The organism is Janthinobacterium sp. Bl 1, assembly GCF_058215535.1.
Map to the genome: position 1 here is coordinate 2463936 of NZ_CM177086.1, position 24938 is coordinate 2488873.

Sequence of the window (24938 nt, forward strand, 5' to 3'; positions counted from 1 at the left end):
GCATGTCCGGCCCCTTGTCGAAGCGGCGCGGCGCCGTGGTGGTGTTGCTGGTCTGCATCGCGCTGGGCCTGGCCCTGGCCTCCATCCTGGCCAGGGTGGCGCACGCGCCCTGGCTCAATGCGATGCTGCTGGTGGTGCCTGCCACGCTCGTGTATGCGATCGGCTCGGGGTTTTCCGCGTTTTACCTGTGCCGGGCCTATCCCTTGCACGCCCGCCATCCGCTCGCCATTGCCAGCGTGATGGGCGTGGCAGCCCTGTTCGCGGGCTTGCTGTGGGCGACCCTGCTGCAATTCTTGAACAGCGTCAGCCAGTTGATGGAGCAGCACTGGCTGGGCGTGAACCTGACGCCATCGCTGCTGGCCCTGTTCTTCGGCCTGGGCGCGCTGCTGTATTGCCTGGCCGCCGCCGTGCATTACCTGCTGCTGGAATTCGTGCGCGCCAGGATGGCCGAGCAGCGGGGCCTGGAAGCGCAATTGATGGCGCAGGAAGCGCAACTGCGCATGCTGCGCACGCAGATCGATCCGCATTTTCTGTTCAACAGCCTGAACTCCATCAGCGCCCTGACGTCTATCGATGCGGCGGGCGCGCGCCAGATGACGGTGCAGCTGGCCAGTTTCTTTCGCCAGAGCCTGAGCCTGGAAGCGCACAAGCACATTACCGTGCAAGAGGAACTGGTGCTGATCCGCCACTTTCTCGCCATTGAGCAAGTGCGTTTCGGCGCACGCCTGCAAGTGGCGGAAAGCATCGAGACTGCCGCGATGGCCTGTCTGTTGCCGCCCATGCTGATACAGCCGCTCGTGGAAAATGCCGTCAAGCATGGTATCTGCGGCTTGACGGAGGGTGGCCTGATCGCCATCGAGGTCCGGCGCGCGGGCAGCCTGCTGCAGATCGCCGTGCGCAACCCCGTTGATGCGGATCAAGGGCCGGCGCGAGGCAACGGCGTGGGTCTGGAAAATGTGCGCCTGCGACTGGCCGGCGCGTATGGCCACGAAGCGGGCGTGCACTGGACGCGGCGCGGCGCGACATTTGAAGTAGTGCTATCGATGCCGGCACAGACCGGCGACACGGAGGAAGCATGATACAGGCAAGAATGCGGGTGGCCATCGTCGATGACGAATTGCTGGCGCGCAGCGTGCTGCGCGAATATTTGGCGCGCCACGACGATATCGAGATCGTCGCCGAGTGCGCCAATGGCTTTGACGCCGTCAAGGCCATCGCGGAACTGGAACCGGAACTGGTGTTTCTCGACATCCAGATGCCGCGCCTGGACGGCTTTGAAGTGGCAGAGCTGATCGGCGCGAAGACGCGTTTGATCTTTGTCACGGCCTACGACCAGTACGCCTTGAAAGCGTTCGAATGCCATGCCCTCGACTATCTGCTCAAACCGTTCAGCGAACAGCGCTTCGACCAGGCGCTGGCCCATGCGCGCGCCAATCGCAGCCCGCCGGCCGAGTCCGCTGCCGTGCAAACGCTGGCGCGCGAGGCGGCCACGCGCGCCGCGCCACTGGACCGCGTGCTGATCCGCGACGGCGCCAAGGTCCACGTCATCGCCAGCGCGCGCATCGACTACATCGAGGCGCAGGACGATTACATCAGCATCCGTTCCGAAGGCAAGTCCTACCTGAAAAGCCAGCACCTAGCAGAACTGGAAACCCAGCTCGATCCCGCCAAGTTCCTGCGCGTGCACAGATCATATCTGCTCAATATCGACGGCATCCGCCGCATCGAGGCGGCAACGAAAGACAGCCACGTGGCCATCCTGCGCGATGACACGCGCATTCCCGTGAGCAAGGCGGGCTACCAGAAGCTGAAGTTACTGGTTGGCTAGCTGCACATCCCACCAGGTGGGCAAGAGTTGCCGGATTTCCGGGCGCGAAAAACGGTCGTCGATCAGGTAGACGATGCCCTTGTCCGACTGCGTGCGGATGACCCTGCCGGCCGCCTGCACCACTTTTTGCATGCCCGGATACAGATACGTGTAGTCGTAGCCGGCGCCAAAGATGTCGCCCATGCGCTGGCGGATCTGCTCGTTGACGGGATTGATCTGCGGCAAACCGAGGGTGGCGATGAAGGCGCCGATCAGGCGCGCGCCGGGCAAGTCGATGCCTTCGCCAAACGCGCCGCCGAGCACGGCAAAGCCGATGCCGCGCGTGTCCAGGCCGAAGCGCCCGAGGAACTGTGCGCGCGCAGCGTCATCCATGCGGCGGGGCTGTTGCCAGAGGGGCACGTCCGGGTAATGCTGGGCGAACAGGTGGGCCGTCTTTTCCATGTAGTCGAAGCTGCTGAAGAAGGCCAGGTAGTTGCCCGGTGTTTCCGCGTATGGCGTCGCCATCAGCTGGGCGATGGGCAGCAAGGACGCGGCGCGGTGCTGGTAGCGCGTGGAAATGGTGTCGGCCACGCGCACCGACAGTTGTTCCGCCTGGAATGGGGACTCCACGTCGACCCAGGCCGTGTTTTCCGGCATGCCCAGGGTGTCGCTGTAGTAATTCCAGGGACTCAGGGTGGCGGAAAACAGGGCCGTGCTGTGGCTGGCCGCGAAGCGTTCCTTGAGAAACGGCGCCGGCACGATGTTGCGGATGCAGACGGTGGAGCCAGTGTCGGTTTTGCTGACGTCGAACAGCGAATGTTCGCCGAAACTTTCCGCCAGGCGGTTGATCAGCAGCACGTCGAAATAAAAGCGCTGCAAGTCTTCATCCAGGGCCGTGGCATGTTCGGCCATGTAGTCGCCGATGGCCGTCGCCACGCCTTGCAGGGCCCCAAAGAATTTGTCGGGCAGAGCCGCATGCACATGGTAATCGCCATCCTGTTCTTTCAGCAAAGCCGTCCACTGGCGCGAGAGGCGGTCGAGCGGCTTTTTCAGTCCTTCGGGCGCGAACTTGCGCAGCATCTTCAGGTCGATCTGCGCCAGTTCGGCGGTATACATGCTGCGCGCGCGGGACACCATATTGTGCGCCTCGTCGACCAGCACGTTGACTTTCCAGTCGTGCGCCAATGTCATGCCGTACAGCATGGCGCTGAGGTCGAAATAATAATTGTAGTCGCCGATGACGACGTCGCTCCAGCGCGCCAGCTCCATGCCCAGGTAATAGGGGCAGATACCCTGTTGCAAGGCGACGGCGCGCACGGCTTCCTTGTCGAGGATCAAGCCGCTGGCCAGCGCCACCTCGCGCGCCAGTGGCAGGCGGTCGTAAAAACCCTTGGCCAGCGGACATGATTCGCCATGGCACGCTTTGTCCCGATGTTCGCAGGCGCTGGTCTTGGCGCTCAGTTCCAGCACGCGCAAGGGCAGCAGCGGGGCGCTATCCTTGAGGATGGCGCAGGCGTCGAGTGCCATCTGGCGGCCGGGTACCTTGGCGGCGAGGAAAAACAGTTTATCGAGGCCATGCGCGGCCGTCGCTTTCAGCATGGGGAACAGGCTGCCCACTGTCTTGCCGATGCCGGTCGGCGCCTGCGCCAGCAAGCCGCAGCCGCGGCTGCTGGCCTTGTACATGGCTTCGGCCAATTGTCGCTGCCCCGGGCGGAAGTCCGCATGGGGAAAGGCCATGCTGGTGAGTTGCGCGTCGCGGCTGGCGCGGTGTGCCATTTCCTGCTCGGCCCAGTCGAGGAACAGGGCGCAATGCTGTTCGAAGAAGGTGCGCAGCGCCTCGGCCGTGCACTCCTCGTGCATGATGGTTTCCTTCTGGCTCACGATATCGAAATACACGAGCGCCACGCGCAGCATGGGCAAGTTCAGCTGTTGGCACAGCAAGTGGCCGTAGATACGCGCCTGCGCCCAGTGCAGCTGGCGATGGTTGGCGGGCATCGTGTCGAGTTCGCCCCGATACGTCTTGATCTCTTCCAGCTGGCGCCGCGCCGGGTCGTAGCCATCGGCGCGGCCCCGCACGTACAGGGGGCCGAAGTCGCCGGAAAGACTGATTTCACGCTGGTAATCATCGTCGCGCCGGCTCGTCACGGTGGCGTGCCCGGCCATGCCTTCCTGCGCCGTGGGGGACGGTGTGAAACGCAAGTCCAGGTCGCCCACCTTGGCCGTGAATTCACACAGGGCGCGCACGGCGATCGTGTACTTCATGCCGCTCATGTGGCCACCTGCCACTGCAGGTAGCACACGCTGACGGGCATCGTGTGCTCGGCGCAATACGCGATCCAGCGCAGCTGGTTGTCTTGCAGGCGGTCGCCCGGACCCTTGACTTCGATCATGCGGTAGCGCTGTTCGGCCGGCCAGAACTGGATCAGGTCGGGAAAGCCGCTGCGGTTGCTTTTGATGTCGAGCAAGATGCGCTCGAACGCCTTTTTCAAGTGCGCGGCCGGGATGCAGGCCAGCGCCAGGTCCAGCAAGCCGTCGTCCAGCACCTCCCAGCTGACGAAAGGCGAAACGATGCCGTGCTTGGCGGCAAGCGTGGCGCGGATGGCCGCGTGGTAGCTGCCGTCTTCCAGCTGCGCCAGGCAGGCGGCAAAGTCCTTGCTGCGGCGCTGGTAAAAATCGGCGCTGTGCAAGTCGGCCGGGCCACGGTGGAACGGGTGGAAGAAGGCGCCCGGCATGGGCTTGAAGATGGCGGGCCAGCACAGCAGGCCGAACAGCGAGTTGATCAGGGTGTTTTCCACGTAATACACGGGCGCGCCGTCCTGCATCAAATGCTGCTGCACCACGCCTTCCACGTAGCACGCCTGTTCAGGATAGGGCAGCAGCAGGTCGATGCGTTCCACCGCGGCGGCGGCGCTGGCCGCCTGTTTGGCATGACCCAGCTTGCGCCGCAAACGGGGCGCCATGCGCAGCAGCAATTGCTGTTCCGCTTCGCTTTCCGGCGCGGCCAGGGCGATCGTCAGGCGCTCATAGGCCGCTTGCGGCTGTTCATCTTTTTCCAGCACGCGGATGGCGCGGCCACGCGCGCCCGGATAGCGGCAATCGGCGTAGGCGCGGTAGGCGGCCGGCCAGTCCTGGCATTTTTCCAGGTGCTGGGCGATCTGGAAGCGCAGCTTGTCGCGCCGGCTGGCCAGCCAGGTATTGTCCTCGGACAAGGGCAGCGCAGCCAGTTCCTGCAGCACCTCGTCGGCCGGCGCGTTGTCGTTGTAGCGTTCGCGGCACTGGTGCAGCACTTCATAGTGCTCGATATCCTGGCGCGTGCGAAAACCGCGCGACTGCGGCGAGAATTCCACTTTTTCATATTGATACACGCCGAGGTCGGACAGCACGAATTCCGACCAGTCCTGGTGGTAGTTGCCAAAGTAAATCAGGCGCAGGCGGTCGCACAGCGCTTGCAAACCGATGCGGTACAGCACGTCGGTGCAGGCCGGATGCCATGCTGAGAATGGTTTACTTTCCGTATGCTGCTCGCGCAAGGCGTCCAGTTGCTCGGCCTTGCGCGCCGTCTTCAGCGGTGCGGCGAGGCCGAAGGCCTGGACGATTTCTGCTTTCAGCAGCAAGTCGAACAGTTCGTCGAGCGCAATGGCAGGATCGGCGTCGACCCATTCCAGGGCCAGCAAGGGCAGGGCGGCCGCGCGCGTGTCGCCGATTTCCGGGTAATTGAGCTTGCTGGCGCGAAACAGGCACCCCTTGCGCATGACGAGGCGCACGAACAGGGCGCGCGAGGGCTGCGGCAATGCGCCGAAGGCGGCGATGAACTGCGTTTCTTCAGGACTCAGCAGATCGGCGTAACGCGCGCTGATCCAGCTCAGCACGTCCTGGAAATTATCCAGATAGTACAGGGGATTTTCCAGGACTCTCAACATGGGGGGCAATAGGGCAAGGTGAATGGTTTTACTGTGTTTATATACAGTTTAAACCTTCAGCCGCCGCTTGCCCAGCGATTTTATGTTCAGTCAGCCGTGCTGTAGGCAAAATAGCTGTCGAACTTTTCACAGGGAATCAGTTCTGCGCGCAGGCTGGCCAGTTCGATATCGGTCAGCAATCCCCTGTGCGTTTCCGTGCGTCCCTTCGGCAGCGCCACCTCGTAATCGATGATGTCCCTGGCCAGCAAGGCGTGCAACACTTCGGCTTGCCGCGCCGTCAGGTAGCGCGCGTGCGTGCCCAGGGTTTTAGCCAGTTGCTCCTTGAATGCCTCGTCGCTGACGTCGTTGTACGTATCCTGGTCGGCCATGCTGTTCAACAACATGTGAACCATGAAATCTTGCAGGTTTTTCGCCAGGTACTGGGCTTCATTCTCGTCATGCCACAGCAGCACGATGGGCATCTCGCCGTCTTGCTCGCTTGACGCGAAAAAGCAGTAGTGGTCGCCCGCGCCCGTTTGCGCAAACGGGATGAACTGGAAGGCGGGATCGATCTGCCGGTAATCGTCTGTATCCAGCAAGGTTTCCGCTTCCGCGGCGACGGCTTCGATGTTGAGCAATTCGAAATCGTCCGCATGCAGCAGCAGGGTGGGCCGGTCCGTCAAGGTGGGATAGACGAGCTTGTACCAGTCGGGCCCGTATTCGCCCACGGCCAGCATGCCGTCGCGCTCCAGCTGCCGATACAATGCGGGATAGGTGAAGCCGTGCTGCTGTTCAATTTCTGACAGTGTCATGTTTGCCCCGTTCAACGTGATTCGTGTGGGCATGATAGCCGAGGCCGTGCCTCGCACGCTTCACGGCAGCAACGATGGACATCATTAATAAACATTTAAGTTTGCTTATGTGGCATGGTCACGTATGCTTGCCAGACTAACATCCGCCGAACCCGCATGAAAAACATCATCCTGATTTCCGCCGCCTGCCTGCTGGCGCTGCTGTCGACCATCGGCGCTTCGCTGCCATACCCGATCCTGCCGCCCCTGTTCGCGGCCGAGGCGCCGAATGCCTTCAACAATTTCCTGGGCTTGCCGTCCAAATTGCTGTTCGGCCTGGCGCTGACCATCAACCCGCTGGGCTTGCTGATCGGCTCGGCCTTGCTGGGACCGCTATCCGACCGCTACGGCCGCCGTCCCTTGCTGATGCGCACGGCCGTGGGCGCCGCCATCGGCCACGCCATCACGGCCTGGGCGCTGGTGATCCAGTCCTATCCACTGTTTATTGTCGCCCGTTTCATCACGGGTTTGCTGGAAGGGAACGGTGCCGTGGCGCGCGCCATGCTGGCCGACCAGCTGACGGGACCGCTGCGCCTGCGCGCCATGTCGTGGCTGAACGGCGCGTTTTACCTGGGCTGGCTGGTGGGCCCGATCCTGGCGGGCGCAACCCTGCATTGGGGCGTGACGGTACCGTTCTGGATCGCCGCCGCTGCCCTGATGCTCGTCGGCGTGCTGGTGGCCGTGGGTTTGCAGCGTGAAACGCCCTCGCTATTGACGACGTCGTGGTGGCAAGTGGCGCGCGACCGCCATTCGCTCAATTTGCTGCGCCATGAGGAGCTGCGCACTCTGTTCATCGTGCAATTGGCATTTACGTGCGGTGTGGCCAGCTTTTATGAGTTCTATCCGCTGTGGCTGGTCGAGACGGCCAATTACCATGCACAGGAGATTGCCTGGGTGAATGTGGGCCTGTGCGGCACGATGACCATCACGTCCTTGCTGGCGGGCGGTCCCAGCCGCCATGCGCCGCTACTGCGGGCCTGCTGGTATGCGTGCGGCGTGGCGCTGGCCGTAGGGATCTTGGCGTTGGGTAATATCTGGGTGGGCATCGCCGCCATCGTGCTGTTCGGCATTCCGAATGCGCTGTACAACACGGTGATACAGGGCTGGTGCGCCGAGCGCTTCAGCGCGCACGGACAGGGCGCCGTGATGGGTTTGCTGGCCACGACGTTTTGCATCGCCAACATCGTCGTCGCCCTCAGCGGTTCCGTGCTGACCCTGATCGATACGCGGCTGATACTCGTCGCGGGCGCCTTGTCCGCCGCCTGGGCCGCGTGGCGCATGGTGGCCTGGCGCCGCCAGCTGGACGGCGCCGTCGAAGCGAAGGCATGCCAGGATTTCTGCAGCTAGGCTCAGGCTATTTCGGGGGTATGGGAGGGGGCGAATACCGGACTCTGCCGGTGTATTCTTGTAGGTCGTAGGTCGGATTAGCGCGTACGCGCGTAACCCGACATTCCTGCTAGCGCCAACAATGCCTCGGCTTACTTTTTCGCTGCTTTCGGCTTGGCGGCCGGCGCCGCTTTTTCAGCCGCGGCGGTAGCGCCGTTTGTCGCCTTTTCCGTTGCTTGCGCCACTTGCGCGCTGGCTTTGGCGATTTGCTCTTCCACGGTCTTCACGGCCTGTTTCGTGGCCTTGGTCACTTGCTCGTAGCCGAGGAAGGCATTGTCGATGGCGGCCTTGACGATGGCGACGGCGTTTTCCGAGCCTGGCGGCACGTTTTTCGTGACGTCGTAGATCAGGGCGCTCAGATTGCTTTTCGCTTCGGCCACGTGGGCTTCTGCGGCCGTGGTGAATTCCGTGTGGATTTCCTTGATGATGTCGTCGAGTTGCTGTTTATACGCTTTGGCGCCGGCCACGCCCGGTTGCAGCTGGGCAGCGGCGGCGGCCATGGCGGCCTTCGGATCCTTGGCCTGGCTGATTTCCTTGCCGGCGGCGATGCCATCCTCGATGCCGGACTTGGCGGTGGCCATGTTCAATGCCAGCACCTGTTCCACGCCTTGCACGGCCTTCGAGGTGAGGGTGTTGAAGGTCATCAGCTGGAATTCAAACAGGGCCTTGGTGGCCGTTGCGAATTGTTCGGGATTCGTAAACATGTGGTCTCCTCGGTTTGAATAGATACGTTCTTATCGTTCCATACTCTTTCGACGCCGCAATGCCATCGCTTGCAATCAAGCCGGTGCCCCCGTGTGGTCATGGCCCCATTATTTAACAAGCGCCGGTTTTTCGCAACGGCTATCTTTGTACGGTCCCGAGGCCAGTTCCCAGCCAAATCCCAGGGTGGATTGGGCGCACGACAGCGTGCCGTCGATCTTGCTGCGCCATTTGTACCAAGGGGCGGGTCCCGCCATTGCGCAGGCGCACACGGCCAGCAGGGTCGTGGCGATCAGGTATTTCATGGGTGCTCCGAAAGAATGCTTGAGGGCATTGTAGCGCGCTTGCCGTTCAGGGCGCGGGCGATTGCGGCGCCACGGCGGGCAGCTGCAGGGTGAAGGTGGTGCCGCTGGCGTCGCCCGTGCTGCTGGTGGCGTCGATATGGCCGCCCAGCACGCCCGTGATGATGTTGTGCGCCACATGCAGGCCCAGGCCCGAGCCGCCGGAACCGAGCTTGGTCGTGAAGAACGGGTCGTAGACGTGCACGAGATCGTCGGCGGCGATGCCCACGCCCGTGTCGGCGATGGACATGGTGATCGTCTTGCCGTCGTCGCTGCCGCGCGCCCTGATATGAATGGTGCCGCTGCTGCGGCCCTCGAAGGCGTGGCGCAGGCAGTTTTCCAGCAGGTTGCTCAGCACCTGGCCCAGCGGACCCGGATAGCTGTCCATGGCCAGGCCCTCGGGCACGTCCTGCGTCAGGCTCAGGCCGGCGGCCTTGAGCTGCGTGCACAGGGGCAGCATCAGCTCGGCCACGAACTGGCGCAGCAGGAAATGGCGGCGCTGCGAACTGGCGCGGTCGACGGCGATCTGCTTGAAGCTCGAGACGAGGTCGGCCGCGCGCTGCAGGTTGCGCAGCATGATGGCGTCCGCCTCGCTGGCCTGGGTCAGGTAGGCGCCCAGTTCGGAACGGCGCAAGCCATCGAGGAAGCTGGCCTGGATTTCGCGCGTGCGTTCGGCCATCGTGGTGGCCACCACCAGGCCGTTGCCGATCGGCGTATTGAGTTCGTGCGCGATGCCGGCTACCAGCGCACCGAGCGCGGCCAGCTTGTCGCGGCGCACCAGTTCTTCCTGCGTGATGGACAGGTTTTCCAGCGCGGAGGCCAATTCGCGGTTCGTTTGCTCCGATTGTTCCTTGGCCTGCGTCAGGGCCGCCGTGCGTTCGGCCACCAGCTCTTCCAGGTGGGTGCGGTGGCGCTGCAGCTCGCGTTCGTGGCGCATGCGGCCAATCGCGATGCCGGCCAGGTCGGTCGCCGTGTCGATCAGCTCCAGGTCGCGCGCATCGGGCTTGCGCACCTCGCGGTAGTACATGGCGAACGAGCCGAGCACGGTGCCATCCTGGCCGAAGATGGGCTGCGACCAGCAGGCGCGCAAGCCGAATGGCGCGGCCAGTTCGCGGTAGGGCGCCCACAGCGGATCGCACATGATGTCGCTGACCACCACCGGTTCGCGCAGGGACATGGCCGTGCCGCAAGAGCCTACGCCGGGGCCGATGGCCACGCCTTCGAGCAGGGCCATGTACTCGGGCGGCAGGCTGGGGCCGGCCGCGCTGTGCATGTGGATGCCGTCGTCGTCGAGCAGCATGATGGAGCAGAGCACGCCGCGCGACTGGCCTTCGATCAGGAGCAGCAGCTGGTTCAGGGTCGGGATCAGCGGCGCGCCCTTGGCGACCATTTCCAGCAGGGCGCTCTGGCCCGAGCGCATCGCTTCGGCCAGGTTGCGTTCAGTCAAGTCGATGATGCGCGCATGCACGAGCTGGCGGCCCGGCACGGACAGGCGCATCAGCCGGATTTCGCAGGCGATCGGGCGGCTGTCTCGGTGGCAGCAGCTGGCGCGGAAGACGACGATCTTGCCTTGCAAGGTATCGCGGATCTTTTCTTCCAGCAGCTGCGGCGAGGCGCGACCATCGCTCTGATGCTGGGGGAACAGCGGTTCCATGCCGCCTTGCAGCAGCTCGGCCAGCGGCATGCCGAACAATTCTTCGGCCAGGTGGTTGGCGTCGATCAGCAGGCCGTTGTCGATATCGAACAGCAGCACGGCGTCGGGCGAGCCGGCCAGAATCGAGTGGTAATTGACTTCCAGCGTTTGCGGATGCAGGGGGCGCGGCGGCGTGGTGGCGCGCGGCGCGGGCGTCTCTGCCTTGTGCAGCGCCAGTTCCATGAGGATTTTTTCCGCCACGTCGCGCGCATTGAAGGGCATCTTGATGTAGTCGGAGGCGCCGGCGCCCACGCTGCGGCCCTGTTCCTCGGCGCTTGGCGTGGCCGACATCAGCAGCAGGGGCACGCCGTGGCGTCCGCCCGCATTGCGCAGGCGCATGCAGGTGGCACCGATATTCGAGCCCGCCAGGGCCGCGTCGAGCAGGATCAGGTCCGTGCCGCCGGCCGCCAGTTCCACGCCTTCGTCGATATCGCCCGCCAGTCCCGTGCCCAGGTTATGCCTGTCCAGCACATACAGCAGTTCGCGCACATCGTTCGGCGAATTGCTGACCAGCAGCACATTGGCCCGGTCGGTGATGGAAGAAATCAACTGATTCATGGTGTCGCGCCCTTACGCGTTTCATGGGGCTAGTATTACATCAAGGCAAGTAGGAGTAAACGATAATTCTTGATGATTAAAAGCAATGCGGATGGGTCTCGTTTACGCGGCATTTTGCGCTGCGGGCGCCGTGGCCAGGTCGGCGCGCGCCTGTTCGATGCGCGGGTAGTTATCCTCGATCCAGTCGACCAGCACGGCCAGGCGTTCGGCCGCCTCGCGTCCCAGCGGCGTGAGGCTGTATTCCACCTTGGGCGGTATCACCAGATACGCCTGGCGCAGCACGAAGCCGTCGCCGGCCAGCGCTTCCAGCGTTTGCGCCAGCATTTTTTCGCTGACGCCGCCCACTTCGCGGCGCAGTTCGCTGAAGCGCCGGGTGCCGCTCAGCAGCAGTACCAGCACCAGCACGGCCCAGCGGCTGGTCAGGTGGCTGAGCACGGCGCGCGACGGGCAGGTGGCCGCCAGCAGGTGGGCGTCCTGGGTTTGCCGGGCGAGGGCGGCGCGCAGGCTGGCGCCGGGAGTGTCTGTGGACATGATAGTTGGCCTTGTTAAGGTGGATTTCAATCATACTTACCAAAAGGTACGTACTTACAATAAGTAAGTAATAGTCCTATTATAGGGTTTTACCACCCACGTACCAAGGAGAAATCATGATCGTCATCACCGGCGCCACAGGCAATCTGGGCCAGCACGTCATCGCCAGCCTGCTCAAGTCCGTCCCCGCAGCCAACATCATTGCCGCCGTGCGCAACCCGGCCAAGGCCTCCGACCTGGCCGCCCGGGGCGTGCAAGTGCGCCAGGCCGATTACAACGATGGCGCCAGCCTCGACGCGGCATTCAAGGGCGCGACGAAGATACTGCTGATCTCGTCGAGCGAAGTGGGCCAGCGCGCGCAGCAGCACCAGAACGTCATCGATGCGGCCAAGCGCGCCGGCGTATCTCTGCTGGCCTATACCAGCGTCTTGCGCGCCGATACGTCGCCGCTGGGCCTGGCCGCCGAGCACGTGATCACGGAAGCAGCCATCCGCGCCTCCGGCCTGCCGTACAGTTTCCTGCGCAACGGCTGGTACCTGGAAAACCATACGGAACACCTGGCGCCCGTGCTCGAGCATGGCGTCGTGCTGGGCGCGGCGCAAAACGGGCGTTTCTCGTCGGCCGCGCGCGCCGACTACGCCGCGGCCGCCGCTGCCGTCTTGACAGCGGATAAACCGCAAGCCATCTATGAACTCGCTGGCGACCAGGGCTTTACCCTGGCCGAGTACGCTGCAGAGGTGGCGCGCCAGTCGGGCAAGGCGATTGTGTACAAGGATTTGCCGCAGGCGGATTTCAAGGCGGCGCTGGTGAGCGTGGGCGTGCCGGAAGGCTTTGCCGATCTGCTGGCCGACTCCGATGCGGGCACGGCCAAGGGCGGCCTGGAAGATAATGGCAAGCAATTGAGCGCGCTGATCGGCCGTCCGACGACGAGCCTGCTTGACGCCGTCAAGGCGGCGCTGGCCAAGTAAGGGGGGAGGATGCCGTGGCAGCACGGCATCCGGAAATGAAAAAAGCCGCAAACTCGTGAAAGTTTGCGGCTTTTTTGCGAATTAGGTAATGGTGCCCACGAAGGGACTCGAACCCCTACACCCGAAGGCACATGGACCTGAACCATGCGCGTCTACCAATTCCGCCACGTGGGCACTGATGCTGCTTGTTGCTTACTGCTATATCTCACTACTGTACTGCGGACTACAACGAAAACAACTCGTTGCTGGTGGTGCCCACGAAGGGACTCGAACCCCTACACCCGAAGGCACATGGACCTGAACCATGCGCGTCTACCAATTCCGCCACGTGGGCATTGTGCTGCTTGTTGCTGCTATCTTACTACTGTACTGCGGATCACAACAATCGACAACTTGTTGCTGGTGGTGCCCACGAAGGGACTCGAACCCCTACACCCGAAGGCACATGGACCTGAACCATGCGCGTCTACCAATTCCGCCACGTGGGCATTGTTACTGCTTGCTGCTTGTCGCTGCGTGTTCTGCAGCGAGGACAAAATCATAAGGGCTGGCGCGCATTCGGTCAATCAACATTTTGCACTTTTCTTCAAGAAACATGTTTTTTCGCCTGAAAAGGGCTGTTCCCTATGAAAAAGGGCTGAACTTGCCTCTTTTTTCAGCGTTTTCAGCCGCTTTCCATCCGCAGGCATGTCAGGTGAGTCGGCTGCCGGGAGGGGAGGGCTTTTCGCTGCGGAAATGAAAAAAGCCGCAAACTCGTGAAAGTTTGCGGCTCTTTTGCGAATTAGGTAATGGTGCCCACGAAGGGACTCGAACCCCTACACCCGAAGGCACATGGACCTGAACCATGCGCGTCTACCAATTCCGCCACGTGGGCACTGATGCTGCTTTTACTTACTACATTACTGCTCGAGTACTTGTTGTCAAATAACTTAGCAACAATTCTGCTATTATAGCGACTTGAAGAGTTTTGCGCCAGATGAGCTTTCGCTCCATACTGCACATCAACCCTGTACCGCTTTCCTGCAACTGCATTCCCGTGAAGGTTTGTCGCTGCAAGAGACCGAGATTATAGAGCAATATTTGCCGAAGTCAAATGCATTGCGCAGCTTTTCTGCTTTTTTTCATCGGCGGGGCACTTGTTCGGTTTCCGCTACGCTGTCCGTTAGGCAAACCAAGGCGTCCTCCGGTACACTACCGGACATCACCGTGTCAATATTGACGGTGATGTCATCGGTCTTTGTCTTCCGTTTGATCACTGTCAATAACAACTATAGAAATACTTTTGAGCCAAAATACCCACACCATCCCCAGCCGGGAGGACATTCTCGGCATATTCCGCAGCGTCAACGCGCCTCTCGACCCGCAGTCTCTCGGGAAAACGCTGCAAGTGCATGCCGATTCCATGGATGTCCTGGTCCGTCGCCTGAAGGCGATGGAGCGCGACGGCCAGCTCAAGTCTGACGCCAGCGGTGTTTTCAGCCTGGCCGACCAGAGCGCGCTTGTCGCCGGTCGCGTCACCAGCCACCGCGATGGCTTCGGCTTTGTCATTCCCGATGACGCCAGCGCCGACCTGTTCCTGCCTGAGAAAGAAATGCAGAAAGTACTGCATGGCGACAAGGTCATGGCCCGCATCGTCGGCACGGACCGCCGCGGCCGCCCGGAAGGCACGATCGTCGAAGTCACCTACCGCGCCAATACCCACGTCATCGGCCGTCTGATCCAGGAAAACGGTACCTGGGTCGTGGCGCCGGAAGACCAGCGCATCGGCCAGGATATTCTCGTCACCGGTTCGGTGGGCAAGGCAAAAGCCGGCCAGATCGTCAGCGTCGAGCTGACCGAGCAACCGATGCGCTTCAAGCAGCCGGTCGGCAAGATCGTCGAAGTGCTGGGCGCTTTGGATGATCCCGGCATGGAAATCGAAATTGCCGTGCGCAAATTCAACGTGCCGCACATCTTTTCCGCCGCCGCCCTCAAGCAAGCTGAAAAGCTGCCGTTCGAAGTGCGCGCCGCCGACCTGAAAGACCGGGTCGACCTGCGCGACGTGCCTTTGGTGACCATCGATGGCGAGGACGCGCGCGATTTCGACGATGCCGTGTATTGCGAGCCCGTCAAGATCGGCCGCGCCAACTGCTTCCGCCTGATCGTGGCGATTGCCGACGTCAGCCATTACGTGAAACCGAACGACGCGCTCGATATTGACGCGCTCGAGCGCAGCACGTCCGTCTACTTTCCGCGCCGCGTGATCCCGATGCTGCCGGAAAAACTGTCGAACGGCCTGTGCTCGCTGAACCCGGCCGTCGACCGTTTGACCCTCGTCTGCGACGCCGTCGTCAGCGACAAGGGCGAGCTGAAGGCTTACCAGTTCTACCCGGCCGTCATCCATTCTGCCGCGCGCCTCACGTATGACGAAGTCGCTGCCGTGCTGGGCAACACCAAGGGACCCGAAGCGGCACGCCGCGCGGAGATCCTGCCGCACCTGCAAAATCTGGAAGCCGTCTACCGCGCCTTGCTGAAAGCGCGCACGGAGCGGGGCGCCATCGACTTCGAGACGACGGAAACGTATATCGTCTGCAATAGCGCGGGCAAGATCGAAAAGATCATTCCCCGCACGCGCAACGAAGCGCACAAGATCATCGAAGAGTGCATGCTGGCGGCCAATGTCTGCGCGGCCGATCTGTTGCTGCGTAACAAGCACCCAGGCACCTACCGCATCCACGCCAGCCCGACCAAGGAAAAGCTCACGCAAGTGCGCACTTTCCTGAAACAGGTTGGCCTGAACCTGACGGGCGGCGACACGCCATCGGCATCCGATTACCAGACCCTGATGCAGCAGATCAAGGAGCGTCCCGACGCGGCCCTGCTGCAAACGATGCTGCTGCGTTCGATGCAGCAAGCCGTCTACAGCCCGGACAATATCGGCCACTTCGGCCTGGCGTACGAGGCGTATGCCCACTTCACCAGCCCGATCCGCCGCTATCCCGACCTGCTGACGCACCGCGCCATCAAGGCCATCTTGCAAGGCAAGAAATACGAGCCGAAACTGTCCGACAAGGTTGTGCTGAACACGAACGTGTCGAACGCCACGCGCAAGCAGCAGGCGAAGGACAAGGCCGACGGCAAGCCGAAGAAGACGGATCTGACGATCTGGGACGCGCTGGGCGTGCATTGCTCGGCCAACGAGCGCCGCGCTGACGAAGCATCGCGCGACGTGGAAGCATGGCTGAAGTGCTACTTCATGCAGGACAAGCTGGGCGAAGAGTTTACCGGCACGATCACCGGCGTGACCACCTTCGGCGTCTTCGTGCAGCTCGACACCCTGTTTGTCGAAGGCCTGGTGCACGTCACCGAGCTGGGCACCGACTACTTCCAGTACGACGATGCGCGCCATGAATTGCGCGGCGAACGTACGGGCAAGCGCTACCAGCTGACCGACCGTCTGACGGTGCAAGTGGCGCGTGTCGACCTGGAAACGCGCAAGATCGACCTGCGCCTGGTCACCGATGCGGAACTGGCGGGCGAAGATGCGCCAGCCAAGCAAGCTGGCGGCAAGCGCAAGGGCGAAAAGAAATCGATGGTCAAGCCCGGTCCCGCGACCGAGCAGCGCCACGAGATCAAGGCCAGCGTCAACACCGGCGGCAACAATGGTGGCAAACCCGGCAAGGGTTCCGGCGGCCGTTCCAACGGCGCCAAGGCGCAAGCCAAGCCTGCAGCCAAGGAAGCCCCCAAGGCGGCAGCCCCCAAGGCCGCCGCGCCGAAGCGCAGCAAGAAACCAGCCGCGGCACCCGCTGCGGCGGCACCACGTGCAGCAAAAACTGTATCAAAATCAAGCAAGAACAAGCGATAAGCGATAGATAGATAATGAAGAATAAAATGATTTTCGGCTTCCACGCCGTCACCTCGCGTCTGCGTCATGAAGCGTCGTCCGTGGAAGAAATTTTCGTCGATGCCAGCCGCGTCGACGGCCGCATGAAGGACATGATCGCCGCCGCCAAGGCTGCCAACGTGCGCGTCATGCCCGTCGACTCGTCGCGTCTGGACAAGATCGTCGGCACGCGCCGTCACCAGGGCGTGATCGCGTTTGCCTCGCAACTGTCGCTGGCGCGCAATCTCGATGAGCTGCTGGACGCCATCGACGGCCCGCCGCTGCTGTTGATACTCGACGGCATCACCGACCCGCATAACCTGGGCGCCTGCCTGCGCGTGGCCGATGGCGTCGGCGCACATGCCGTCATCGTGCCGAAGGACCGCGCCGTGGGCTTGAACGCCACGGCCGCCAAGGTCGCCAGCGGCGCCGCCGAAACCGTCCCGTACATCACGGTGACGAATCTGGCGCGCACCATGCGTGAACTGAAAGAGCGCGGCATCTGGCTGATCGGCACCTCGGACGACGGCGAAAAAGGCTTGTACGAAGCCGATTTCACGGGCCCGACGGCTCTCGTCATGGGTTCCGAAGGCGAAGGCATGCGCCGTTTGACGCGCGACACCTGCGACATCCTCGTCAGCATCCCGATGTTCGGCTCCGTCGAGAGCTTGAATGTGTCGGTCGCTTCTGGTGTATGTCTCTACGAAGCCCGCCGCCAGCGCATCGCTTTAGAAGCATAAAAAACGTCCATGGCGGCGTTGCATTGCCTCGCCGTACATTCGTACTGTCTTCGGCAATGCGCCTTGCCCTGAACGTTTTGTAACGCTTCCAGAAAATCAGCCGCCGCCCTTGAGGCGGCGGTTGTTTATCTGCCTCTCCGGCAGCACGCCGCCGAATACGCTACCATTTGCGTTCCACCTTATCCATTTTCATTATGTTCCACCACCTGCGCGAAGACATCAACAGCATCATTGAACGTGACCCGGCCGCCCGCAATGGCTGGGAGGTGCTGACCTGTTATCCGGGCTTGCACGCCATCGTCATGCATGGCTGGGCGCACTGGTGCTGGACGCGGCGCATGAAGTGGGTGGGGCGCTTCATTTCCTATATCGCCCGGATCATCACGGGCATCGAGATCCATCCGGGCGCGGTCATCGGCCGGCGCGTCTTCATCGACCATGGCTTCGGCGTGGTGATCGGCGAGACGGCCATCGTCGGCGACGACTGCACCATCTACCAGGGCGTGACTCTGGGCGGCACCTCGCTGCACAGCGGCGCCAAGCGCCATCCGACCCTCGAGCGCGGCGTCATCGTCGGCGCCGGCGCGCAGGTGCTGGGCAGCTTCACGGTGGGCGAGTACGCCAAGGTGGGTTCGAACGCCGTGCTGTTGAAACCCGTGCCGTCCGGCGCGACGGCCGTCGGCAACCCCGCGCACATCGTGCAAAAGGATGTCAGCGCCCTGCGCGAAGGCAGCACGGCCCATTTGTTCGCCGCGTATGGCGTCACGCCCAACGGCGACGATCCGCTGTCGAAAGCCCTGCAAGGCTTGATCACGCATGCCGTGGCACAGGAACAGCGCATCGAAACCATCCTCGCCACGCTGAAGGCGGCCGGTATCTGCTGCCAGGCTGTGCCCGAGTGTGATAAATTCGATTCCGAGCAAATGAACAAGCTGGTTGATTAAGGATACAGGCATGACTACAGACGCAAACATAGCTGAAAACGCAGCAGAAAAAAGCACTGACAATCCGAATCTGCTCGACCCTTTCGAGATCCGCGTGCTGGCCGTGCTGGCCGAAAAGGAAGCGCTGACGCCGGACAGCTATCCGCTCTCGCTCAACGCGCTGACGAACGGCTGCAACCAGCTATCGAGCCGCGACCCCGTCATGGCCCTGTCCGAGGAAACCGTCTACGACGTGCTGCAGCGCCTGATGCAGCGCAAGTTCGTCAATGGCATCACGCAGGCGGGCGCCCGGGTCGCCAAGTACGAACACCGCATGCGCATCAAGTGGTCGCTGGAACAGGACAAGCTGGCCATCCTGACGATCTTGATGCTGCGCGGCTTGCAGACAGCGGGCGAAATCCGCAGCCGCAGCGGCAGGGTGCATGAATTCAAGTCCGTGGCGGAAGTGGAATCCGGCCTGCAATTTTTGATCGACAAATACCCGCCGCTGGTGGCCAAGCTGGCCGTCGCGCCTGGCGCCAAGGAACCGCGCTACGGACACTTGCTGGGTGGTGAAGAGGCGCTGGCGCAGATCGAGACGGCGGCGGGCTACGCCGGCGCCGTCAGCGCGCCGCAACAGGGCAGTCGCGTCGCGCAGCTGGAACAGGAAGTGCTGCAGCTGCGCAGCGACTTCGATGGCCTGGCGGCGCAGTTCGAGGCGTTCCGCAAGCAGTTCGAATAACGTCACTGCACGCATGACTTTTTCCTTCCTGTGCCGCTCCTGCGGCGAAACCCACACGGGCATGCCCAGCTTCGGCGCCGATGCGCCGTGGCTGTATGAGCAGATGGCGCCGGCCGAGCGCGAAGCGCGCTGCCAGCTCGACAGCGACGCCTGCATCGTCGACGAAGAACACTGTTTCGTGCGCGCCACCATCGACATCCCCGTGCATGGCTCGGATGAGCCGTTCAGCTGGGGCGTGTGGGTGTCCTTGAGCGGCGAGAGCTTCGACTCCTGGGATGCCTGCTTCAATGACGCGCAGCGGGCGCACATCGGCCCCTTCTTCGGCTGGCTCAGCACTCAGCTGCCCGTGTACCCGGATACCCTGAACCTGAAAACCCGCGTCCACCTGCGCGACGATGGCGTGCGCCCATCCATCGAGCTGGAGCCGACGGAGCATCCGCTGGCCATCGAACAGCGCGACGGCATCACGGCAGAGCGGGTGGCCGAGCTGTATGCGCGGCTTGTGCCTGCCGCGTGACAGGCCCGGCTTTGCCGCCGTTCCCTGTCAGTCCGGCCCCGTTTCCGGTATCATTCGGCATGAATAATATTTCCTTCCAACCGTTTGTTATTGGTGTCGCTGGCGGAAGCGGCAGTGGCAAGTCCACCGTATCCCAACAAGTGCTCGCGTCTTTCGGTGCCGACATGGTCTCGGTCGTGATGCAGGACGACTACTACTGCGACCAAACCCATCTTTCCCCTGAAGTCCGGCGCCAGCAGAATTACGACCATCCGCAGGCGTTCGAGTGGCCATTGCTGGTGCAGCACATCCAGGCCTTGCGCAATGGCGAAGCGATCGAGATGCCCGAGTACGACTTCACGCTGCACAACCGCTCCAACCGGACCATCCCCGTCAAGCCGGCGCCCGTGATCGTGATCGAAGGCCTGTTTGCCTTGTATGACGAAGACTTGCGCAACATGATGTCGCTGAAGATCTTTGTCGACACGGCTTCCGACGTGCGCTTCATCCGCCGCATGCAACGCGATATCACGGAACGCGGCCGCTCGGTGGAAAGCGTCATCGAGCAGTATCTGGAAACGGTACGCCCGATGCACAAGCAATTCATCGAGCCGACCAAGCGCAATGCCGATGTCATCTTGCCGCATGGCGCCAACGGCCCCGCGGTCGACATGATCACGGCCAAGGTGGCCAGCGTCATCGGCCGCCTGAAGCCTGCCGGTTAACAGCCCGCCAGCTTACCGCTCTCCCATCGATTCCGAGAACGTCTTGGTGATCGGTTTCGTCAGGTAGCGCAAGACCGTCTTGCGGCCCGTGTTGATTTCCACGGTGGCCGTCATGCCGGGCTGGATCAGGATAGGCTCGCCATTCTTGCCCATCAGATTGCGCCCGCTGGTCTTGATCTGCACGCGGTAGTAGGGCTGCTCGTTGCCCTTGTTGTCTTCATTTAATGTGTCGGCGCTGATGTAGCTGACGGTGCCGCGCAGGCGTCCGTAGATGCCGTAGTCGTAGGCGTCGAGTTTCACGGCCGTGGGCAGGCCGGGCTTGATGAAGGCGATGTCGGCCGGTTTGACTTTCGCCTCGATGATCAGGTCATCGTCCGTCGGCACGAGCTGCAGGATTTCCTCGCCCGGCTTGGCCACGCCGCCCAGGGTAGTAAGGCGCACGTTGCGCACGATGCCGTCCGTGGGCGCATAGATATCCGTCGAGCCCAGCTGCTCCTTGCGCTGCGTGACCGTCTGCAGCACGCCGGCCAGGTCTTCCTGGGCCTTCACCAGGTCCGTCTGGCTATCCTGCAGATATTTGTTGCGCCGGTTGGTGATCTGCGCCTGGATGTCGACCACTTGCCGCCGCAGTTTCAGCACTTCGGCGCGGCTGACGTCTCCCGTTTCCAGCAGCGGCAGATTCATTTCCAGTTCTTCCTTGATCAGCTTCATGGCGCTTTCCAGCGAGCCCACCTCCGCTTGCACGGCGCCCTGGCGCTTGCTGAACAGGGCCAGCTGGTTGGCGCGAAATTCCGGAAACGCCTGCAGTTCGGGCGGGAACTTGGGCGCGCCGCCAAACACCTCGGCCTGCAGGCGCGCCACGGCCGCCTTCAGGCCGGCCGCCTTGGCCGTGCTTTCCAGGTAGCTCGTCTCGGCCCGCGTGCGGTCGAAGCGCGCCAGCAATGCTCCTTTTTTTACCATGCTGCCTTCGTGCACGCGCAGTTCGGCCAGCACGCCGCCATCGGCCACCTGGATGATCTGGTTGCGCGAACTGGCGATCACCTGGCCGTTGGCGCGCGTGACCTGGTCCAGCTCCGCCCACGAAGCCCAGGCGATGATACCTGCCAGGGCCGCCGTGCAGCTCCAGATCAGCACCCGTCCCCGTTTCGCTTCCTCTTTCGCTTCGACCTTGGCCAGTTTCATGCGACGGCTCCTTGCGCTACCGGCGCCGTTGCGGAACTGGGCACGGCCTGCGGCTTGCCCGACAGCTTGGCCAGGACAAAGTCGCGCGGGCCGTCGAGCAGCGCCCGTCCCGCCTGCAGCACCACCAGGCGGTCGAGCAGGGGCAAGAGGGCGTTCTTGTGCGTGGTGGCGACCATGGTCACGCCTTCGGCCGCCAGTTCTCCCAACAGTCCCACGATGCGCGCCTCCGTCTTCGCATCCATGGCGCCCGTCGGTTCATCGAGCAGCCAGATGCGCGGCTTGGCCAGCAGCAGGCGCGTGACGGCGATCAATTGCCGCTGGCCGCCAGACACGCCGCGCCCGCCTTCGGTGATGCCCAGTGCCAGGCCCCTTGGCTGGCCCAGTATCAGCTCGATCAGGCCCGTGCGCCTGGCCGCCGCCAGGATCGCTTCCTCGCCCGGGTCGGCCAGTCCCAATAACAGGTTGTCGCGCAGGGTGCCGCTGAACAGCCGCGTTTCCTGCGGCAGGTAGCCGACCATTTCGCGCACCACTGCCGGCGCCAGCAGGGCCATGTCGACGTCGCCCAGGTACACCTTGCCCTCGGCCGGCTGGTACAGGCCCGAGGCCAGCTTCAGCAGGGTGCTCTTGCCCGAGCCGATGGCGCCCACCAGGCCGACCCGTTCGCCGGGGCGGATGGCCAGGTTTTCCACTTCCAGCGCCACCTTTTGCGCGCCGCCATACGTAAAGCGGATGCGCTCGAAGCGCAACCCCGTGTCGAGACTGCGCGGCGTCAGCGCGAACTGCGCGGTGTCGGCTTCGTTGGGCAGGCTGATGACCTGTTCCAGGCCGTCGATCGAGGCGCGCGCGTGCGCCCACTGCACCATCACGGCGGGCAGCTGCACGATGGGCATCAGCGCGCGGTTGCTGATGATGGTGCACGCCATCAGGGCGCCCATGGTCATCTGGTTCTCGGCCACGAACCACGCGCCCATGGAGATCAGCGCCACGTTGGTCAGCTGCTGGAAGGCGGCCGTGATGTTTTGCGACAGGGCAGCATAGTCGCGGATATTCTGTTCCGCGTGGCTCGTTTCGGCCACCAGTTCTGCCCAGCGCGCCTGCATCATCCATTCGGCGCTGCTGCCCTTGAGCGTTTCCACGCCATCGACGGCTTCGACCAGCAAGCCCGCCTTGCGGTTGCTGGCGTTGAGGTTCTTGCGCGTATGGCTCTGGATGGCGCGCTGGAACATCAGCCCGCACACGAGAGCCAGCGGCAGGGCCACCAGCGGCACCACCACGAGCCAGCCGCCGATGATGGTGATCATGCCGAGGAAAATCAGGGCGAAGGGCACGTCCGTCAGCACGAACAGCGAGGTCGACGTCAGTACGCCTCGCACCATTTCAAAGCCCTTCACTTGCGCCGCCAGGGTGCCGACGGAAGCGGGGCGCGCCTCCATGCGGATGCCCAGCATGCGCTGGAAAAACCATTCGGACAATTCATGGTCGACGTCATTGCATGAGTGGTCAACGATGCGGCTGCGCACCTGCTTGAGGATGAATTCCAGGCCGATCGACAGGGCCACGCCCACCACCAGCACCCACAGGGTGCTGAAGCTCTGGTTCGGGATCACGCGGTCGTACACCTGCATGGAAAACAGCGAGGTGGCCATGGTCAGCAGGGTCACCAGCGCGGTGGCCAGCACGGCATCGACGAACACGCTTTTCTTCAGCCACAGGGCCTTGCGCACCAGGCTTAGCGCGCCGGGGCGGGCATCGCTTTTTTCGCTGCGGCGCGGCAGGCCCACGCATGCGAGGCCTGCCAGCGAGGCCAGTTGCAGGGCGCGCCCGTCGATGCCTTCGCCGCGCCAGGCGCCGTCGGCGCCGCGCGACTGCAGCAAGCCCCAGCCCGTGCTGGCGCTGTAGACAGCGAACGGCAGCTCGCCTGGCGTGGGCTCGTGCAGCGGGCGCGCCGCGCCTTCCAGCCCGGCCGCCTGCCAGATGGCGGTAAGCACCATGGCGGGCGCGCCGCTGTCGTCGATATCTTCGAGCTGGCGCTGCAGGTCGGCCAGGCGCGCAGCCGCCAGATGCTGGCCTGTCAGGCGGGCGGCCCGTTCGACGAGTGTCAGCAAGCCATGTTTGATGGAGTTATCCACGCTGTCTCCTGTGTGCATCATGTCGGTGTCAATTCGCGCGCGCCAGGCCCGGCGGCGCCGTGCGCCCGGCCAGGGTGCCCGTCTGCGCGGCCAGGCGCAGGCTGGCGGCAATCGCCTGCGCGCGCGTGTCTTCCAGCGAAAACCGCGCCTGGGTCGCTTCGCGCACGGCGTTGAGCACGTCGTTCCAGCTCTTGCGGCCGATCACGTACTGGCGCGCATACGATTCGAATACCTGCGTCGAGGTGGTGCTGGCCTCGCCCGCATTGTCCAGGCGCTGGCGGCTCGCTTCGGCCTCGTTCCAGTCCAGGGTGAAACGCTCGCGCACGTCGCGCTCGGCCGCATCGTGCGCGGCGCGCGCGCCTTCGCGCCGTGCCACGGCCGCGTCCACGCCGGCCTTGGCCGACAAGCCGGCGCCCGGCTGCGCCTGCAGCACCAGCATGGCGCGCGCGCGGTTGTCCGCATTGATGCCGCCGCCCGTGGGCTTTTCCATGCGCAGCACCACCTTCGGCATGTAGGCCGAGCGCTGCATGGTGATCTCGGAGTCGGCTGCCTGCGCCTCGAAATCGAGGCGCTGCAGGGTGGGGGAGTAGCCGATGGCCTGGCGCATGACCCGTTCCAGGCTGGCGTCGGGCAGCGGTTCGCCCACGCCGATGCCGGCGGCGGTGACGAGGCGCACGGGTTTGCCGGTCAGCTGCGACAGCTGCGCCAGCGCGTTTTCCTGCGCCTGGCGCGCATTCGACACGTCGTTGGCCGCCTGGTAGGCGCGCGATTCGGCCAGGCGCTGGTCCGTTTGCGAACTGACCGACTGCGCCACGCGGCGCTTGATCATGTCGAGCAGGCGCTGGTGCTCGGCCAGGCCGTCTTCGGCCGAGCGCATGCGCGCTGTCTGGCGCAGCGCTTCCGTGTAGGCGGCGATCACGCGCAGCGAGAGGGTCAGGCGTTCTTCCTCGATGGCCGCGCCGGCCGCGTCGACCCGGCTGCCGGCCGCATCGATGCCGGCGTCGATGCGCCCGCCGCTCCACAGCGGCTGCTCGATGCGCACCACGCCGCCCGTTTCCTGCGAACCGGTGGGGACTTCGGCCGACAGGCTGGGGAAGCGCTGCCACTGCGCGCCATCGAGGTCGGCGCGCGCGGCCGCCTGCGCCGAACGTTTGCCCTGCACGGCGGGATGGCTTTGCAGCGCTTGCTGCAAGACCTGGTCGAAGCTCCAGGCGGTGCTGCCCTGGGCCTGGGCGAAAGAGTTGATGGATGCCATGGCCATGGCCGCCAGTACGGCCGCGATGCGTGGCAGTGAAAACAAGGCTGGGGAACCGCGTAATCTCATCCCGTATTTTTCCGGCACCAGGCCTGACGCATTTCAAGGTAGGGGCGGGAGCGCGCTGCCGCACGCTCCCGCTGCCGTG

At 63.4% G+C, this 24938-nt stretch carries 20 protein-coding genes and 4 tRNA genes; 10 read left to right on the top strand and 14 right to left on the bottom strand.

The features are described 5' to 3' along the window. The first annotated feature begins 2 nt into the window (after nucleotides 1-2). Together AC4BCN_RS11190 and AC4BCN_RS11195 are read left to right on the top strand one after the other, a co-directional pair. Complete coding sequence (locus AC4BCN_RS11190) at nucleotides 3-1079, top strand: sensor histidine kinase (RefSeq protein WP_490493309.1); 1077 nt, start codon at nucleotides 3-5, stop codon at nucleotides 1077-1079. 11 nt (nucleotides 1080-1090) lie between these two features. Then, on the top strand, nucleotides 1091-1828 hold the full coding sequence (locus AC4BCN_RS11195; RefSeq protein WP_490493593.1) for a LytR/AlgR family response regulator transcription factor: 738 nt from the start codon (nucleotides 1091-1093) through the stop codon (nucleotides 1826-1828). Here the strand turns inward: AC4BCN_RS11195 and AC4BCN_RS11200 are convergent. The 3 genes from AC4BCN_RS11200 to AC4BCN_RS11210 form a co-directional block, all read right to left on the bottom strand. After that, complete coding sequence (locus AC4BCN_RS11200; protein WP_490493594.1) at nucleotides 1814-4069, bottom strand: ATP-dependent DNA helicase; 2256 nt, start codon at nucleotides 4067-4069, stop codon at nucleotides 1814-1816. The two genes, AC4BCN_RS11195 and AC4BCN_RS11200, sit on opposite strands and share 15 nt — an antisense overlap. 5 nt (nucleotides 4070-4074) lie before the next feature. After that, on the bottom strand, nucleotides 4075-5727 hold the full coding sequence (locus AC4BCN_RS11205) for a VRR-NUC domain-containing protein (RefSeq protein WP_490493310.1): 1653 nt from the start codon (nucleotides 5725-5727) through the stop codon (nucleotides 4075-4077). Between the two features lie 86 nt (nucleotides 5728-5813). Beyond that, nucleotides 5814-6518, bottom strand: coding sequence for an SMI1/KNR4 family protein (locus AC4BCN_RS11210; protein WP_490493311.1), 705 nt, complete (start codon nucleotides 6516-6518; stop codon nucleotides 5814-5816). Nucleotides 6519-6674: 156 nt separating this feature from the next. Between AC4BCN_RS11210 and AC4BCN_RS11215 the strand changes: the two genes are divergently transcribed. Continuing rightward, the gene (locus tag AC4BCN_RS11215) at nucleotides 6675-7904 is read left to right on the top strand and encodes an MFS transporter (RefSeq protein ID WP_490493312.1); all 1230 of its coding nucleotides are present in this window, start codon (nucleotides 6675-6677) and stop codon (nucleotides 7902-7904) included. 131 nt (nucleotides 7905-8035) lie between these two features. On the opposite strand, the gene phaP is transcribed toward AC4BCN_RS11215, so the two are convergent. The 4 genes from phaP to AC4BCN_RS11235 all read right to left on the bottom strand — a co-directional run bounded on the left by phaP (nucleotide 8036) and on the right by AC4BCN_RS11235 (nucleotide 11768). Further along, nucleotides 8036-8647 (bottom strand): TIGR01841 family phasin, encoded by a 612-nt coding sequence (gene phaP / locus AC4BCN_RS11220; RefSeq protein WP_128139842.1) that lies wholly within the window; start codon nucleotides 8645-8647, stop codon nucleotides 8036-8038. Nucleotides 8648-8755: 108 nt separating this feature from the next. Next, nucleotides 8756-8950: a hypothetical protein gene (locus tag AC4BCN_RS11225; RefSeq protein ID WP_128139841.1), complete on the bottom strand. Its 195-nt coding sequence runs from the start codon at nucleotides 8948-8950 to the stop codon at nucleotides 8756-8758. Between the two features lie 46 nt (nucleotides 8951-8996). Next, nucleotides 8997-11237: an ATP-binding protein gene (locus AC4BCN_RS11230; RefSeq protein ID WP_128139840.1), complete on the bottom strand. Its 2241-nt coding sequence runs from the start codon at nucleotides 11235-11237 to the stop codon at nucleotides 8997-8999. Nucleotides 11238-11339: 102 nt separating this feature from the next. Further along, the gene (locus AC4BCN_RS11235) at nucleotides 11340-11768 is read right to left on the bottom strand and encodes a winged helix-turn-helix transcriptional regulator (protein WP_070304194.1); all 429 of its coding nucleotides are present in this window, start codon (nucleotides 11766-11768) and stop codon (nucleotides 11340-11342) included. A gap of 116 nt (nucleotides 11769-11884) precedes the next feature. On the opposite strand from AC4BCN_RS11235, the gene AC4BCN_RS11240 reads away from it, so the two are divergent. Next, on the top strand, nucleotides 11885-12736 hold the full coding sequence (locus AC4BCN_RS11240; protein ID WP_490493313.1) for an SDR family oxidoreductase: 852 nt from the start codon (nucleotides 11885-11887) through the stop codon (nucleotides 12734-12736). A gap of 89 nt (nucleotides 12737-12825) precedes the next feature. Here AC4BCN_RS11240 and AC4BCN_RS11245 read toward each other — a convergent pair. The 4 genes from AC4BCN_RS11245 to AC4BCN_RS11260 all read right to left on the bottom strand — a co-directional run bounded on the left by AC4BCN_RS11245 (nucleotide 12826) and on the right by AC4BCN_RS11260 (nucleotide 13610). Continuing rightward, a tRNA-Leu gene (locus AC4BCN_RS11245) sits at nucleotides 12826-12910 on the bottom strand. A gap of 75 nt (nucleotides 12911-12985) precedes the next feature. Then, nucleotides 12986-13070: transfer RNA gene (locus AC4BCN_RS11250), tRNA-Leu, on the bottom strand. Between the two features lie 69 nt (nucleotides 13071-13139). Beyond that, nucleotides 13140-13224, bottom strand: a tRNA-Leu gene (locus tag AC4BCN_RS11255). 301 nt (nucleotides 13225-13525) lie between these two features. After that, a tRNA-Leu gene (locus tag AC4BCN_RS11260) sits at nucleotides 13526-13610 on the bottom strand. Nucleotides 13611-14018: 408 nt separating this feature from the next. Here AC4BCN_RS11260 and rnr point away from each other — a divergent pair. From rnr to udk, 6 genes are all read left to right on the top strand, one after another. Beyond that, nucleotides 14019-16580 carry a ribonuclease R gene (gene rnr / locus AC4BCN_RS11265; protein WP_128139837.1) on the top strand — a complete coding sequence of 854 codons (2562 nt, stop codon included), beginning with the start codon at nucleotides 14019-14021 and terminating at the stop codon, nucleotides 16578-16580. Nucleotides 16581-16594: 14 nt separating this feature from the next. Next, on the top strand, nucleotides 16595-17338 hold the full coding sequence (rlmB, locus tag AC4BCN_RS11270) for a 23S rRNA (guanosine(2251)-2'-O)-methyltransferase RlmB (RefSeq protein WP_034756912.1): 744 nt from the start codon (nucleotides 16595-16597) through the stop codon (nucleotides 17336-17338). Between the two features lie 194 nt (nucleotides 17339-17532). Continuing rightward, nucleotides 17533-18282, top strand: coding sequence for a serine O-acetyltransferase (gene cysE / locus AC4BCN_RS11275; protein ID WP_338681703.1), 750 nt, complete (start codon nucleotides 17533-17535; stop codon nucleotides 18280-18282). A 10-nt stretch (nucleotides 18283-18292) separates the two neighbouring features. Further along, nucleotides 18293-19003: a YceH family protein gene (locus AC4BCN_RS11280; protein ID WP_046684714.1), complete on the top strand. Its 711-nt coding sequence runs from the start codon at nucleotides 18293-18295 to the stop codon at nucleotides 19001-19003. 13 nt (nucleotides 19004-19016) lie between these two features. After that, nucleotides 19017-19520, top strand: a complete 504-nt coding sequence (locus AC4BCN_RS11285) for a DUF2199 domain-containing protein (RefSeq protein WP_338681705.1) — start codon at nucleotides 19017-19019, stop codon at nucleotides 19518-19520. A gap of 59 nt (nucleotides 19521-19579) precedes the next feature. Continuing rightward, complete coding sequence (udk, locus tag AC4BCN_RS11290; RefSeq protein WP_070303044.1) at nucleotides 19580-20224, top strand: uridine kinase; 645 nt, start codon at nucleotides 19580-19582, stop codon at nucleotides 20222-20224. A 12-nt stretch (nucleotides 20225-20236) separates the two neighbouring features. On the opposite strand, the gene AC4BCN_RS11295 is transcribed toward udk, so the two are convergent. From AC4BCN_RS11295 to AC4BCN_RS11305, 3 genes are read right to left on the bottom strand one after another with little or no spacing between them, the layout of a single operon-like run. After that, nucleotides 20237-21406: an HlyD family type I secretion periplasmic adaptor subunit gene (locus AC4BCN_RS11295; RefSeq protein ID WP_490493314.1), complete on the bottom strand. Its 1170-nt coding sequence runs from the start codon at nucleotides 21404-21406 to the stop codon at nucleotides 20237-20239. Further along, a complete protein-coding gene (locus AC4BCN_RS11300) occupies nucleotides 21403-23535 on the bottom strand; it encodes an ATP-binding cassette domain-containing protein (protein ID WP_485879521.1) in 2133 nt (710 codons plus the stop codon). Before AC4BCN_RS11300 ends, AC4BCN_RS11295 begins: the two co-directional genes overlap by 4 nt. Nucleotides 23536-23563: 28 nt before the next feature. Further along, a complete protein-coding gene (locus AC4BCN_RS11305; protein ID WP_490493315.1) occupies nucleotides 23564-24835 on the bottom strand; it encodes a TolC family protein in 1272 nt (423 codons plus the stop codon). Between the last annotated feature and the right edge of the window lie 103 nt (nucleotides 24836-24938).

Bases quoted from the DNA above. Each gene is read 5' to 3' on its own strand.
- AC4BCN_RS11190 (WP_490493309.1), top strand. From the start codon at position 3: ATGTCCGGCCCCTTGTCGAAGCGGCGCGGCGCCGTGGTGGTGTTGCTG.
- AC4BCN_RS11195 (WP_490493593.1), top strand. From the start codon at position 1,091: ATGCGGGTGGCCATCGTCGATGACGAATTGCTGGCGCGCAGCGTGCTG.
- AC4BCN_RS11200 (WP_490493594.1), bottom strand. From the start codon at position 4,069: ATGAAGTACACGATCGCCGTGCGCGCCCTGTGTGAATTCACGGCCAAG.
- AC4BCN_RS11205 (WP_490493310.1), bottom strand. From the start codon at position 5,727: ATGTTGAGAGTCCTGGAAAATCCCCTGTACTATCTGGATAATTTCCAG.
- AC4BCN_RS11210 (WP_490493311.1), bottom strand. From the start codon at position 6,518: ATGACACTGTCAGAAATTGAACAGCAGCACGGCTTCACCTATCCCGCA.
- AC4BCN_RS11215 (WP_490493312.1), top strand. From the start codon at position 6,675: ATGAAAAACATCATCCTGATTTCCGCCGCCTGCCTGCTGGCGCTGCTG.
- phaP (WP_128139842.1), bottom strand. From the start codon at position 8,647: ATGTTTACGAATCCCGAACAATTCGCAACGGCCACCAAGGCCCTGTTT.
- AC4BCN_RS11225 (WP_128139841.1), bottom strand. From the start codon at position 8,950: ATGAAATACCTGATCGCCACGACCCTGCTGGCCGTGTGCGCCTGCGCA.
- AC4BCN_RS11230 (WP_128139840.1), bottom strand. From the start codon at position 11,237: ATGAATCAGTTGATTTCTTCCATCACCGACCGGGCCAATGTGCTGCTG.
- AC4BCN_RS11235 (WP_070304194.1), bottom strand. From the start codon at position 11,768: ATGTCCACAGACACTCCCGGCGCCAGCCTGCGCGCCGCCCTCGCCCGG.
- AC4BCN_RS11240 (WP_490493313.1), top strand. From the start codon at position 11,885: ATGATCGTCATCACCGGCGCCACAGGCAATCTGGGCCAGCACGTCATC.
- rlmB (WP_034756912.1), top strand. From the start codon at position 16,595: ATGAAGAATAAAATGATTTTCGGCTTCCACGCCGTCACCTCGCGTCTG.
- cysE (WP_338681703.1), top strand. From the start codon at position 17,533: ATGTTCCACCACCTGCGCGAAGACATCAACAGCATCATTGAACGTGAC.
- AC4BCN_RS11280 (WP_046684714.1), top strand. From the start codon at position 18,293: ATGACTACAGACGCAAACATAGCTGAAAACGCAGCAGAAAAAAGCACT.
- AC4BCN_RS11285 (WP_338681705.1), top strand. From the start codon at position 19,017: ATGACTTTTTCCTTCCTGTGCCGCTCCTGCGGCGAAACCCACACGGGC.
- udk (WP_070303044.1), top strand. From the start codon at position 19,580: ATGAATAATATTTCCTTCCAACCGTTTGTTATTGGTGTCGCTGGCGGA.
- AC4BCN_RS11295 (WP_490493314.1), bottom strand. From the start codon at position 21,406: ATGAAACTGGCCAAGGTCGAAGCGAAAGAGGAAGCGAAACGGGGACGG.